Genomic DNA, 12,334 nt, shown 5'->3' with positions numbered 1-12,334 from the left:
CCTCCCACCCCCACCCCACGATCGCCTCATTCCGAGGTCCCCCCACCCTGAATTTCCCCCCACGTTGTTCCCCCCCCACACGCCACAAGGCGCTTCCACCCACCCGAGAAAGCAGGAAAACGGGGCATGGCAACACGTAGAGGATTTCTGGGCACCGCGTCGGCCGTCGGGGCGGCGGCGTTACTCGTGAACCAGACCGCCTCCACCGCCTCGGCGGCCACCACGGGCACCGCCGCGACCGACGAGAAGGCGGCACGCGACGCGATACGCGCCGTCAACGCGAAGATGCGCGCCAACTACGCGACGCTCAAGAGCGAACTGACCACCCAGCTCAGCCCGGTCGTCGTCGTCTCGAACAACGCGGTCGGCGGACGCTTCACCCTCATCAACGGCGGCAAGCAGATCGAGACCGTCGACCCGGTTCCGGAGTACTTCGAACTGGCCAAGTCGATCGCCCACGTTCCCCTGGGCCTCTTCTCGATCCTCGCCTCCTACCTCAGCGACCAGGTCCCCAACATCCCCAACTCCGAGCGCATCGACCCGCACGACCTCGACATGGTCGTCACCAAGGCGCCCGGAGACAAGGGCTGGATCACCCCGCTGAACGCCTTCAGGACCACGCTCCAGACGGCGTACACCAAGCTCGGCACCGCGAACCTCCCGCTCGACCTCGAGAACTCCTGCGACAAGATCCTCAGCGAGGCCGTCAAGTTCATCGACGCGTCCGTCAAGGCCCAGGCGTTCGACATGGTGTCGTTCAACCGGTTCGCCGCCACGGTCTACCCGTCCATCCGCGTCAACATGACCTTCGCCGCCACCGCGCAGATCACCGGCATCGAGAGCCTCATGAAGCGGTGGCGCACGCTGATCGGCGAGAAGGCGTGGAGCGACCTCTACGTCACGGTGCTGTCGATCTGGACCACGGCCGAGCTGAACCAGGCGTCCATCATCATCCGCCGCACCATGAACCAGGCGAAGGTGGACACCCACCTGATCGACCTGCCGACCGTGGAGACCCCCTCGGACCCGATCGCCGTCGCCCTGGACAACCTGGCCCGCATCGTCCAGGACAACGTCGCCGCCGAAATGGTCTTCAACACCGACCTCAAGGTCGCCGACGCCCTCAAGGGCAAGGAGGACCTGCTCTCCGACGAGATCCTCCAGCAGATCGGCGGAACGGCGCCCACCGCCAGGACCGCCGCCTTCGGGACGGCGGCGGCGGCCGGCACCTGCCCGATCACCGGGCACACCGCAGCGGTGTGATCACCGGGCATCCCCCGCTCCCGTGGCGGGGGGTGCCCCCTCGCACTCGAACCACACCGTCTTGCCGCGCCCAGGACCCGCCCCGACACCCCACTTGTCGGCCACCGCGTCCAGCAGCACCAGCCCTCGCCCGCCCTCGGCGTCGTCGGGCACCTCGTCGGCCAGGCGCGGGAGGCACGGGCTGCCGTCCGCCACCTCCACCCGGACCCCGTCCCCGTCCTCCCGCCGCAGCAACAGCAGCGTGCACCGGCGGTCCGGGACATGGCGCACGACGTTGGCCAGCAGCTCCGTCACCCCCAGCTCCACCGCGTCGGCGAGGCCGGCGAGCCCCCACTCGGCCAGGTAGGAGCGGACGATCCGCCGGACGTGCCGGGCCGAGTGCGCGCCGGCGGTGAAGCTCATCCGGTACTGATCCGGACAGTGGCCCACGAGGACCGAGGGAAAGTAATCGTTCACGGCACGAGTCTGACGTCGGACGACTACCGTGGGCTACCGGACGAATACAACCGGTCCCGCAGTGGGCCGAGTTGCGCGAGAGGGGCCTCTGCGTGACCCACGTCAGCATCCTCGACCCGGGTGCCTCACCGCTCGACTACTACGGCTTCGAGCTGCGCCGGTACCGCGAGGCGGCCGGACTGACCCAACGGCAGCTCGGCGACATCGTCAACTACACCGGCTCCCTGGTCGGCCAGATCGAGACCGCCCGGAAACTGCCGACGCCGGAGTTCAGCGAGCGGGTGGACGCGGCGCTGGGCACGGGCGGGTTGCTGTCCCGGCTGGTCACGCTGGTGATGCGCAGTCAGTTGCCGGGCTGGTTCCAACAGGTGGCCGAGTTGGAGACGCGAGCGGTCGAAATCTGCGCTTTCCAGACGCACATGGTGCACGGACTGCTCCAGACCGGTGCTTACGTCCGGGGTGTGCTCGGGGCGCTGGACGAGACCGACCTGGACGTCCGCACCGCCGTGCGACTCGCTCGCCAGCGCATCTTCGAGAAGGCCGAACCGCCGGTTCTGTGGCTGGTGATCAGCGAAGCGGCCCTGTACCAGGAGATCAGCGACCGGGGGACGATGCGCGGTCAACTGGCCCGTCTGTTGTCGTTCGAGAGCAATCCCCGGATCAACGTGCAGGTGTTGCCATTCTCGGCGGGAGCGCACGCTGGACTCACCGGCTCGTTCACACTCTTCCGCTTCACCGCAGACCCGACCATCGTCTACACCGAGGGGTATGGCAGCGCGCATCCGACCGCGAATCCGGACACGGTCAGGGACTGTTCGCTCCGTTACGATCATCTGCGGGCCGCCGCACTCTCCCTCAAGGACTCGGCGGAGTTGATCCGGCGCGTGATGGAGGAACGCTATGGAGAGCAAGGCGATGCCGGAAAAGACCCAGTGGCGTAAGTCCAGCTACAGCGGCGACCAGGGCGGCGAGTGCGTCGAGTGCGCGCCGCTCGGCCGGCTCGCGTGGCGTAAGTCCAGCTACAGCAGCGACCAGGGCGGCGAGTGCGTCGAGATCGCCGAACTGCCCGCCGCCGTCGCCGTCCGCGACTCCAAGGCCCCGGCGGGACCGGTCCTCACCCTGGCCCCCGCCGCCTTCGCCGCCTTCCTCGACTGGGCCTCCGCACCGGCCGCTTGACCCGGGGCGGGTCGGGTCAACGTTTCCGTTCGATTTATCGTCTTCGCACGTGTGTCCACACCGGGCACGCCTGACGAAGCCGAACGGAAACCCCGACCGTGGTCCCTGCCGATCTCACCGTCTCCCGGCCCGACCAGCGGTCGGACAGACGCCCGGACGCCGCGCCGCGCGCCTTCTGGCACCGGCACGGCGTCCCCCTGCTCGCCACGCTGCCCACCCTGCCCCTGTACGGGATCTGGTGGGCTTTCCTCGCCACCGGCGGCGGCGACCTCGCCGCGCAGCAGGCGTGGGCGGACTTCGCGGCGCGGCACGGCGGGTCGGCGTACGGGCTGTTCTGGTACGGCGGGATGCACACCGCCAACTACAGCCTGATATCGCCGTACCTGATGGCCGCGTTCGGCGTGCGCACGGTCACCGTGGTGTCCGGGCTGGCCGCCACGTGGCTGGCGGCGGTCCTGATCAGGCGGGCGGGGGTGCGCCGGCCGCTGTGGCCGGCGCTGCTGGCCGCGCTCGCCCTGTGGTGCAACGTCGCCTCGGGGCGGACCACCTTCGCCCTGGGCGTCGCCTTCGGGCTGGCCGCGTGCGTGCCGCTGGTCCGCGAGCGGCGGCTCGCCCTCGCCGCCGCCTACGCCGCGCTCGCCACCATGGCCTCCCCGGTGGCCGGGTTGTTCGTGGCCGTCGTCGGGGCCGGGTTCCTGATGGTGCGGGACTGGGGGCGGGCCCTGGTCCTGCTCGTGCCGCCCGCCGCCGTCGTCGGGCTGACCACGCTGTTCTTCCCCTTCACCGGGGAGCAGCCGATGCCGGCGGGGCGGATCTGGCAGCCGGCCGTGCTCGGGCTCGCCGTCACCGTGCTGGCGCCGCGCACCTGGCGGGTGGCGCGGTGGGGCGGGGCCGTGTACGCGGTCGGGGTCGTGCTGACGTATCTGATCGCCTCGCCGATCGGGACGAACGTCGAGCGGCTCGCCGAGCTGTTCGCGCCCGCCGCACTGCTCGCCGCCCTGCTCACCCTGCCCCGGACGCGGCGCTTCACGAGCGTCCTGCTGGCCGTCGCGCTCGTCTGCTCCGTCGGGTGGGTGGGGAAGAAGACCGCCGACGACCTGAAGGTGTCGACCGCGGTGCCCGCCTGGGCCGCCGAGACGGACGGCGTCGTGCGGGCGCTGGAGGGGCTCGGGGCCGACCGCACCCGGGTCGAGGTCGTGCCCGCCCGCAACCACCGCGAGGCCGCCCGGCTGGCCCCGCACGTCAACATGGCCCGCGGCTGGAACCGGCAGCTCGATGTGGAGCGCGGCCGGCTCTTCTACGACGGCGGTTTTTCCGCGGCCGCCTACCGGGCGTGGCTGGACCGCTGGGCCGTCGGCCTCGTCGTCCTGCCGCTCGCCAAGCCGGACGGCCCCGCCGAGGCCGAGGCGGCGCTCGTGCGGGACCCGGAGTCGCGGCCCGGGTGGCTGGAGCCGGTCTGGCAGGACGAGCACTGGCGGGTGTTCCGGGTGCGGGACGCCGTGCCGCTCGTCTCCGCGCCCGGCACCGTCGTGACGACCACCGGCACCGAGCTGGTGCTGCGCGCGGACCGGCCGGGCCCGGTCACCGTGAGGATCGCGTGGTCGCCGTGGCTGCGGACCGACGGCGGGTGCCTGAGCCGGGACGGCGAGTTCACGCGGCTGACCGTCCCGGCGGCGGGCGAGTACCGGCTCAGCTCGGCGTACCTTCCTTCGCCGACGACGCCGGACCGCTGCTGACCTCGTCGGCCACGGGCCGGGGGCCGGGGGCCGGGACCCGCTCCCGCGCCACCGTCGTGACCGTCCGGGCGCGCGGCCCCTGGAACAGGTACGTCAGCCCGAAGCCGCCGCCCACCACGAGGGCGCCGCCCACCGCGTCCAGCACCCAGTGGTTGCCGGTCGCCACGATCGCCGAGACCGTGAACAGCGGGTGGAGCAGGCCGAGGGCCTTCATCCACGCCTTCGGGGCGATGATCGCGATCGCCACCCCGCACCACAGCGACCAGCCGAAGTGCAGCGAGGGCATCGCCGCGTACTGGTTGGTGAGGTGGGTGAGCGTGCCGTAGTCCGGCTTGGAGAAGTCCTGCACGCCGTGCACCGTGTCGATGATCCCGAGCCCCGGCATCAGGCGCGGCGGGGCCAGCGGGTACAGCCAGAAGCCGACCAGGGCCAGCAGGGTGGCGAAGCCGAGGGAGGCGCGGGCCCAGCGGTAGTCCACCGGGCGGCGCCAGTACAGGACGCCGAGCACGGTCAGCGGGACGACGAAGTGGAACGACGTGTAGTAGAAGTCGAAGAAGTCCCGCAGCCAGCCGACCTTCACCACCGCGTGGTTGATCGTGTGCTCGATGTCGATGTGCAGGAGGCGTTCGAGGTCGAGGATCTGGCGGCCGTGCTCCTCCGCCCGCTCCCGGCCGGCCGAGTTGCTGCCGCCGGTCGCCGCGAGCCGGACCTGGGAGTAGGCGGCGTAGGTGACGCGGATGAGGAGGAGTTCCAGCAGGAGGTTGGGGCGGGTGAGGACCCGGCGCAGGAAGGGCAGGAGGGGGACGTGCCGGAAGCGGGTGGGGACCGGCGGCGCGTAGCTCGTCGGGACCGGCGAGCCGTAGTACGGCGAGGTGCGGGGCAGGAACGGCACGGCGATGGCGGCGGCCAGCGCCGCCAGCAGGACGAGGTTGTCGCGCAGCGGGAACAGGGCCGCCATGTTCGGCAGCATCATCTTGGCGGGCAGCGTCATCACCAGGACGACGGCGACCGGCCACACGTACCGGTCGGAGGCGCGCTTGCCGACCCGGCCGACGACGGCGAGCAGCACCCACAGCAGCTGGTGCTGCCAGGTGGTCGGCGAGACGGCGACCGCCGCGCAGCCGGTGACGGCGACGGCGAGCAGGAGCTGTCCGTCGCGGGCGTAGCGCACGGCGCGGCGCAGGGCGAGGACCGCGACGGCGGCGCCGAGGGCGAGGAAGAGGGCGATCTCCAGGGGGCCGGAGAGGCCGAGCCGCAGCAGGGCGCCGTGCAGGGACTGGTTGGCGAGGTCGTCCGCGGCGCCGCCGAGACCGACGCCCGCCAGGTGGTGCACCCAGTAGGTGTAGGAGTCCTGCGCCATCGCCGCCCAGGCGACGGCCGTGCAGGCGGCGAAGGCGGCGGCCGTGGAGACGGCGGCCCGTCTGCGGTCGGTGAACCACAGCAGGGGCACGAACAGGAGCACGGTCGGCTGGAAGGCGGCGGCGACGCCGATCAGCGCGCCGCCGGCGCGTTCGCCGTGCTCGCCGCGGACGGCGAAGCAGCCCAGCAGGACGAGCAGGACGGGGAGGATGCTGGTCTGGCCGAGCCACAGCGCGTTGCGCACCGGCAGCGACAGCATCAGCAGGCTGACGGCGACGGGCGCGGCCAGCAGCGCCGTGCGGCGGCCGACCGGCCGGGGCAGGGCGCGGGCGGCGACCAGGCCGAGGGCCACGACCAGCAGCAGCGAGCCGAAGGTCCAGCCCCAGCCGAGGGCCTGCTCGGCGGCCTTCGTGAACGGTTTGAGGACGAGGCCGACGAAGGGGGTGCCGGTGAACCGCGTGGAGTCGTACAGCGACCCCTCCACGTGCAGCACCCCGTGCTCCCCGACCCAGGTCTCCAGGTCCGTCAGCCGCTCCCCGCGCGGGGTGCCGATGACGGAGGCGAGCTGGCGTACGGCGAGGACGGCGGCGACCAGCCACAGTCCCAGCCGCACCGCACGCAACCGTGCCCTGGTCGCGTCGACGGCCGGGGCTCCGAAAGCCTCCGCCGGTCGCCCACTGTGCTCCGCATTCGCCACGCCCCGTCGGCCTCCCGCCCCGCTCGTCCGCGCGCCCGTGTGCGCGGTGCTTCGTCCATGCGAACCCTATGAGGCTCGCACCGCCCCCCGGGGGAGACGCAGGCGGCCCCCGTTCCGCCTGACCCGTCGTCCCCGTCGTCCGCCGCCGGCCGGCCCTTTGGCCGTCTTTGTCCGCACGACGATAGTCCGGTCGCACGTCGGGGGCCTCCCGCCCCGTCCCCGGGGCCCGCCGCCGCCCCGGTGGGAGCGAGAAGGATCACAGGTCAGGGGTGCGGAGCGCGCTCCGCACCGAGGAGACGTCCCTGCGTGGGCGTCATATTGATGCAGTGTGCAACGAGCAGTTTACCGGGCGTAAGCGGCGCATCACCCCCTATGGTCGCTTTTCGGCCTGTGGCGCGTTGCCGCGGGTCCCTTCCGGCCCGGCGACAGTGCCGCCGTGCGGGTCGCGGTGTCCCTGTCCCCGTCGAAAGGTAGGCGAGCGGAGTTTTGTCGGCTGCCACCGTCGCATCCCCCCTGTCCCTCGAGAAGCACTCCCGTTCCGGCGCGTCACCGTCCGGCGCGGGCGTCACCGCCACCGACCCCGCCCTCGTCAGGCGCGCGGTGAAGGCGGCGGCCCTCGGCAACGCCATGGAGTGGTTCGACTTCGGCGTCTACAGCTACATCGCCGTCACCCTCGGCAAGGTCTTCTTCCCCTCGGGCAACCCGACCGCCCAGCTCCTGTCCACCTTCGGCGCCTTCGCCGCCGCGTTCCTGGTCCGGCCGCTCGGCGGCATGGTCTTCGGCCCGCTCGGCGACCGGGTGGGACGGCAGAAGGTCCTCGCCGTCACGATGATCATGATGGCGGCGGGCACGTTCGCCATCGGCCTGATCCCGTCGTACGCGTCGATCGGCGTGTGGGCGCCGGTGCTGCTGCTGGTGGCCCGCCTGGTGCAGGGCTTCTCGACCGGCGGCGAGTACGCGGGCGCCTCCACCTTCATCGCCGAGTACGCGCCGGACAAGCGGCGCGGGTTCCTGGGGAGCTGGCTGGAGTTCGGCACGCTCGCCGGCTACATCGGCGGCGCGGGGCTGGTGACCCTGATGACGGCCCTGCTGCCGGACGGCGACCTCACCTCCTGGGGCTGGCGCATCCCGTTCCTGATCGCCGGACCGATGGGCCTCATCGGGCTGTACCTGCGGATGCGGCTGGAGGAGACCCCGGCGTTCGCCGCCGAGGTCGAGAAGGCGGAGGCCACGCGGCCCCGCGTGCCGCTGCGGGAGATGATCACGGGGCAGTGGAAGACGCTGCTGCTGTGCGTCGGCCTGGTGCTGGTCTTCAACGTCACCGACTACATGCTGCTGTCGTACATGCCGAGCTACCTGACCAGCGAGCTGAAGTACGACGAGACGCACGGGCTGCTGGTCGTGCTGGCCGTGATGGCGCTGATGATGATCGTGCAGCCGTTCGCGGGCGCGCTCACCGACCGGGTCGGGCGCCGGCCCGTGATCGCGGCCGGCTGCGCCGGCTTCCTGCTGCTGTCCGTCCCGGCGCTGCTGCTGATCCGCCAGGGCAGCCTGCTCGCCGTGGGGCTGGGCATGGCCGCGCTGGGCCTGCTGCTGGTCTGCTTCACCGCGTCGATGCCGGCCGCCCTGCCCGCGCTGTTCCCGACGCGGGTGCGCTACGGCTCGCTGTCGATCGGCTTCAACGTGTCCGTGTCCCTGTTCGGCGGCACGACGCCGCTGGTGGTGACGGCGCTGATCAGCGCGACGGGCAACATGATGATGCCCGCCTATTACATGATGGCCGCGGCCGTGATCGGCGGCGCGGCGGTGTGGTTCATGAAGGAGTCGGCCGGCCGCCCGCTCCCGGGCTCGGCCCCCTCGGTCGAACACGTCGAGGCCGCCTGAGCCCTCCGGGCCCGTCGAGACGGCCGGGGCCCGGCCGGGGGACACACCCGGCCGGGCCCCGGCCGTCTTCGGGACACGCCCTCCCCCGCGCGTCTATATTCGTTAGCGCACCTACTTAGAAGTGCTAACCACGCGTACGGGAGGCAACCCCGGCATGAGTGACCCACGGCTCTGGGACGACGTCGACGCCTACTTCACCAGCCACCTCGCGGCGGACGACGAGCCCCTGGCGGCCGCCCTGCGGGACAGTGACGCCGCCGGGCTGCCGCCGGTGGCCGTCACCCCCACCCAGGGCAAGCTCCTCCACCTCCTCGCCCGGATCCAGGGCGCCCGCACCGTCCTGGAGATCGGCACCCTCGGCGGTTACAGCACCATCTGGCTGGCCCGCGCCCTGCCCGCCGACGGCCGCCTGGTCACCCTGGAGTACAGCGCCCGGCACGCCGAGGTCGCCGTCCGCAACATCGCCCGCGCCGGCCTGGACGCCCTGGTCGACGTGCGCGTGGGCCCGGCGCTGGAGTCGCTGCCGAAGCTCGCCGACGAGAACCCGCCGCCCTTCGACCTGGTCTTCATCGACGCCGACAAGGGCAACAACCCGCACTACCTGGAGTGGGCGCTGCGGCTCACCAGCACCGGCAGCCTGATCGTCGTCGACAACGTGGTCCGCGGCGGACGCGTGGCCGACGCCGGCGACGACGCCGACGACGTGCGCGGCACCCGGGCCGCCATCGAGATGATCGGCAGCCATCCGCGGCTGAGCGGCACCGCGATCCAGACCGTCGGCGGCAAGGGGTACGACGGCTTCGCGCTGGCGCGCGTCCTGGCCTGAGCGGCCGGGCCCGGGCCCTACGCCTCGTGGTAGAAGCCGACGTTGACGCTGCGCGGCTCGGTGCGGTCCTGGACGACGATCTCGCCGCTGCCGCCCCTGGGCAGCGGCACGGTGGCGCCGTAGGCGAGGGGCCGCGTGTGCGCGCCGACGGTGAGGCGGACCTCCGAGGCCGGGTCCGGCTGCGAGCCGCGCAGCCAGGTCAGCTGCCAGGTGCCGTCGGGTCCGCAGCGGAACTCCAGGTGCACCCGGGAGACGAACAGCCAGTCGTCCGGCGTCGACAGGCGGCACACGGACCTGTCCCGGCCCACCCGCAGCACCGCGCCCGGCTCGCTGGGCGCGTCGGCCATCTGCATGCCGGCGGTGGCGCCCGCGTCCGCCGCGGTGACGGCGGCCATGGTCAGTTCGAGCACGTGCGCTCCTTCGAGACGTCCCGGCTGGGCGTTGGCCTGTGCCGCCGCATGATAGATCGGCCGGTGGGGCGGTGTCCGGCACAATGGGGTCATGACCGAGCGGAAGCCACCCGGCGTCGACTTCGAGTCCTGGGTCGACAAGCAGATCCGCGACGCGGACGCGCGCGGCGAGTTCGACCGGCTGCCGGGGGTGGGGAGACCGCTCCCGAGCGAGGTGGAATCCACCTACGACGAACTGTGGTGGGTCAAGCGGAAGATGGCCCGCGAGGGCCTCTCCGTGCTGCCGCCGACGCTGGCGCTGCGCAAGGAGGCGGAGGACGCGCTGGCGGCCGCCCTGGACGCCCCGACGGAAGGGGCGGCCCGCAGGATCGTCGAGCAGATCAACGTCAAGATCCGCGAAGTGATGTTCAAGCCGCCGCCCGGGCCCCCGCTGGGCAAGAAGCCCTACGACGTCGAAGAGGTCGTACGGCAGTGGCGGGAGCGCCGGGCGGAGCGGTGACGCCTGCGCGTCACACGTGCATCAGGCGGTCGGCCAGCTCGCGGTAGTCCTTCAGGGCCAGACGGAGCTGTTCGGTGTCGGTGCTGGTCGCGCGGGTCTCCTCGCCGGTGTCCTGCCAGGAGGTGCGCAGGGCGCGGCGGCGGTGGGTCACGGCGTCCGCGAAGCGGGCGGCGAGCTCCTCCAGGACGCGGTCGGCCTCCTCGACGGAGGCGCGCGGGGCGTCGACGAACTCCGCCACCGCGTGGTGCAGCCGCTGTCCGAGCCGGTCGCACTCCTCGTGCGGGAGCAGCCCACCGGCACCGCCGTGGGCGCCGTGCGAGCCGTGCGAGGTGCCGACGCCCTGGGTGCCGTGACCGCCGTCGGTGCCGGTGCCGGGCGCGGCGTGGACGCCGTGCGAGGTGCCGACGCCCTGGGTGCCGTGGCCGCCGTCGGTGCCGGTGCCGGTGCCGGGCGCGGCGTGGACGCCGTGCGAGGTGCCGGTGTGCGGGGCGGGGGCGCCCGCCGTGCCGGTGGTGCCCGTCCCCAGGCCGGGGGTGACGTCCTCGCGGGCGCCGACGGCGTGGTCGGCACGGATGCCGGCGCCCTGGTCGGCGCCCGGGCCGCCCGGAGCGGTCCCACCGCGGGTGTCGGGGGTGTGCGGGTCGCGTCCGGCGGGATCGCCGCCGGGCTGCCGGGTCACGTCGGACATGTGGCTCAACTCTCCTTCGGCTGGTGCTTGCTGAAAGACCAGGACCGGTGCGTGCGGGCCGGCGCGGCCGCGCCGTCGTCCGCCCCGGCGCGGTGCCGGCCGCCGTCGTGGCGGGACGGGCGCACCAGGTCCTCGAACAGGGCGCGCGCCTCGACGAGGGACGCGCGCATCTCCTCCGTGCCCGCGCCGCTGTCCTGCGCGCCGTCCACCCGGGCGTGGGTCACGCGGTGCACGCGCCGGTAGCCCTCGACGTGGTGGGCGTGGTGCACGGACAGCGCGGCGACCTGCTCCTCGTACTGCCCGCCGTCCGGGAAGCCGCGGGCGCCGGCCACCTCGGCGATCAGCCGGTCCGCCTCGGCGACCGCCTCGCGCGGGGCGTCGACGAAGCGCTCCTGGACGGCCGTCCAGCGCGCCTCGAACCGCTCGCGCTCGGCCGGGTCGAGCTGCCTCGTGTGCAGCGACCCGTGCCGCTCGACGCGCTCGGCCAGTTCACGTTCGGCGGCCTTGGTGTCGCCGTCGTGCCGGGCCACGGCCCGGTCGTACTCCGGCCCGAAGCGCCGCTTCAGGTTTCCTCCGTGCCTGGAGCCCCGTGCGCGCGAGGCCAGGACGGCCGCGACGACGAGCAGGGCCGCCACGATCACGATCAGAGCGATGATCACGCCTGTGGACATGTGTGCCTTCCGGGTTCTCGGCCCAACCGGCTCTCCGAGCGGCCGGTTCGCCCTTCGTGTTGCCGCGCGATTCCTCCTCAAACGGCGCACGGCAGGCGCCGGCGGCCCGCCGGTGGGAAAATGCGCTCGCGCACCGGACCGGCCCGTCCCGACAATGCCGGTCATGACCTGGACCGTCGCCCCGGAACCGCCCGACTCCCCCGTCGCCGCCGCACTGTGGCGCGCCTACTACACGGAGGTCAGCGACCGCTGGTACCTGCTGCACGAGGGTCGGCGCACCGACCCGGACGAGCTGGAGCGGGAGATCGCCGCGCAGTCCGGCGCCGACCTGGCCCCGCCGCGGGGCCGGCTGCTGGTGGCGCGCCACGCCGGTGAGCCGGCCGGCACCGCGGGCGTACGGCTGCTGGACGCCACGACCGCCGAGCTGACCCGGGTGTTCCTCCGGCCGGCCTCGCGCGGCCGGGGCGGTGCCGCGCTGCTCGTGGGGGCCGCCGAGGAGGCCGCACGGGAGCTCGGGGCCGCGCGGATCGTCCTCGACACCCGCGGCGACCTCGTCGAGGCCCGCGCCCTGTACGCGCGGCTCGGCTACACGGAGACCGAGGCGTACAAGGACGACCCGTACGCCGAGCACTGGTTCACCAAGCCGCTGGCCCGGGCCGTCGTCTGAGG

At 73.0% G+C, this 12,334-nt stretch carries 13 protein-coding genes; 8 read left to right on the top strand and 5 right to left on the bottom strand.

The genetic code is table 11. The features are described from left to right. Positions 1-126 precede the first annotated feature (126 nt). A complete protein-coding gene (locus ACZ4V6_RS03195) occupies positions 127-1,263 on the top strand; it encodes a hypothetical protein (protein ID WP_467822018.1) in 1,137 nt (378 codons plus the stop codon). Here the strand turns inward: ACZ4V6_RS03195 and ACZ4V6_RS03190 are convergent, their stop codons facing one another. After that, entirely contained in the window at positions 1,264-1,719 is a 456-nt protein-coding gene (locus ACZ4V6_RS03190; protein ID WP_467822017.1) for an ATP-binding protein, read from the bottom strand. A 92-nt stretch (positions 1,720-1,811) separates the two neighbouring features. Between ACZ4V6_RS03190 and ACZ4V6_RS03185 the strand changes: the two genes are divergently transcribed. The 3 genes from ACZ4V6_RS03185 (at position 1,812) to ACZ4V6_RS03175 (ending at position 4,631) form a co-directional block, all read left to right on the top strand. Beyond that, positions 1,812-2,660, top strand: a complete 849-nt coding sequence (locus tag ACZ4V6_RS03185; RefSeq protein ID WP_467822016.1) for a helix-turn-helix domain-containing protein — start codon at positions 1,812-1,814, stop codon at positions 2,658-2,660. Then, complete coding sequence (locus tag ACZ4V6_RS03180; RefSeq protein ID WP_467822015.1) at positions 2,635-2,895, top strand: DUF397 domain-containing protein; 261 nt, start codon at positions 2,635-2,637, stop codon at positions 2,893-2,895. The genes ACZ4V6_RS03185 and ACZ4V6_RS03180 overlap by 26 nt, the downstream gene beginning before the upstream one ends. A 98-nt stretch (positions 2,896-2,993) precedes the next feature. Continuing rightward, positions 2,994-4,631 carry a hypothetical protein gene (locus tag ACZ4V6_RS03175; protein WP_467822014.1) on the top strand — a complete coding sequence of 546 codons (1,638 nt, stop codon included), beginning with the start codon at positions 2,994-2,996 and terminating at the stop codon, positions 4,629-4,631. On the opposite strand, the gene ACZ4V6_RS03170 is transcribed toward ACZ4V6_RS03175, so the two are convergent. Continuing rightward, positions 4,585-6,687: a bifunctional glycosyltransferase 87/phosphatase PAP2 family protein gene (locus ACZ4V6_RS03170; protein WP_467822013.1), complete on the bottom strand. Its 2,103-nt coding sequence runs from the start codon at positions 6,685-6,687 to the stop codon at positions 4,585-4,587. The two genes, ACZ4V6_RS03175 and ACZ4V6_RS03170, sit on opposite strands and share 47 nt — an antisense overlap. Positions 6,688-7,173: 486 nt before the next feature. Between ACZ4V6_RS03170 and proP the strand changes: the two genes are divergently transcribed. Then, positions 7,174-8,571, top strand: coding sequence for a glycine betaine/L-proline transporter ProP (gene proP / locus ACZ4V6_RS03165; protein ID WP_467822012.1), 1,398 nt, complete (start codon positions 7,174-7,176; stop codon positions 8,569-8,571). Between the two features lie 154 nt (positions 8,572-8,725). Next, positions 8,726-9,397 carry an O-methyltransferase gene (locus tag ACZ4V6_RS03160; RefSeq protein ID WP_467822011.1) on the top strand — a complete coding sequence of 224 codons (672 nt, stop codon included), beginning with the start codon at positions 8,726-8,728 and terminating at the stop codon, positions 9,395-9,397. Positions 9,398-9,414: 17 nt separating this feature from the next. Here ACZ4V6_RS03160 and ACZ4V6_RS03155 read toward each other — a convergent pair whose 3' ends face one another. Next, positions 9,415-9,807, bottom strand: a complete 393-nt coding sequence (locus ACZ4V6_RS03155; protein WP_467822010.1) for a hypothetical protein — start codon at positions 9,805-9,807, stop codon at positions 9,415-9,417. A 91-nt stretch (positions 9,808-9,898) separates the two neighbouring features. Here ACZ4V6_RS03155 and ACZ4V6_RS03150 point away from each other — a divergent pair, with 91 nt between their 5' ends. Continuing rightward, entirely contained in the window at positions 9,899-10,306 is a 408-nt protein-coding gene (locus ACZ4V6_RS03150) for a DnaJ family domain-containing protein (protein ID WP_467822009.1), read from the top strand. A gap of 10 nt (positions 10,307-10,316) precedes the next feature. Here ACZ4V6_RS03150 and ACZ4V6_RS03145 read toward each other — a convergent pair whose 3' ends face one another. After that, on the bottom strand, positions 10,317-10,994 hold the full coding sequence (locus ACZ4V6_RS03145; protein ID WP_467822008.1) for a hypothetical protein: 678 nt from the start codon (positions 10,992-10,994) through the stop codon (positions 10,317-10,319). A 5-nt stretch (positions 10,995-10,999) separates the two neighbouring features. Further along, positions 11,000-11,665, bottom strand: coding sequence for a hypothetical protein (locus ACZ4V6_RS03140; protein ID WP_467822007.1), 666 nt, complete (start codon positions 11,663-11,665; stop codon positions 11,000-11,002). A gap of 163 nt (positions 11,666-11,828) precedes the next feature. Between ACZ4V6_RS03140 and ACZ4V6_RS03135 the strand changes: the two genes are divergently transcribed. Next, entirely contained in the window at positions 11,829-12,332 is a 504-nt protein-coding gene (locus ACZ4V6_RS03135; RefSeq protein ID WP_467822006.1) for a GNAT family N-acetyltransferase, read from the top strand. Positions 12,333-12,334 lie beyond the last annotated feature (2 nt).

Source organism: Streptomyces sp. NPDC029152, from assembly GCF_055564355.1.
This window is presented reverse-complemented; position numbering and strand designations above follow the sequence as displayed.

Coding starts and splice junctions, on each gene's coding strand:
- ACZ4V6_RS03195 (WP_467822018.1), top strand. CDS start 127: ATGGCAACACGTAGAGGATTTCTGGGCACCGCGTCGGCCGTCGGGGCG.
- ACZ4V6_RS03180 (WP_467822015.1), top strand. CDS start 2,635: ATGCCGGAAAAGACCCAGTGGCGTAAGTCCAGCTACAGCGGCGACCAG.
- ACZ4V6_RS03160 (WP_467822011.1), top strand. CDS start 8,726: ATGAGTGACCCACGGCTCTGGGACGACGTCGACGCCTACTTCACCAGC.
- ACZ4V6_RS03150 (WP_467822009.1), top strand. CDS start 9,899: ATGACCGAGCGGAAGCCACCCGGCGTCGACTTCGAGTCCTGGGTCGAC.
- ACZ4V6_RS03145 (WP_467822008.1), bottom strand. CDS start 10,994: ATGTCCGACGTGACCCGGCAGCCCGGCGGCGATCCCGCCGGACGCGAC.
- ACZ4V6_RS03140 (WP_467822007.1), bottom strand. CDS start 11,665: ATGTCCACAGGCGTGATCATCGCTCTGATCGTGATCGTGGCGGCCCTG.
- ACZ4V6_RS03135 (WP_467822006.1), top strand. CDS start 11,829: ATGACCTGGACCGTCGCCCCGGAACCGCCCGACTCCCCCGTCGCCGCC.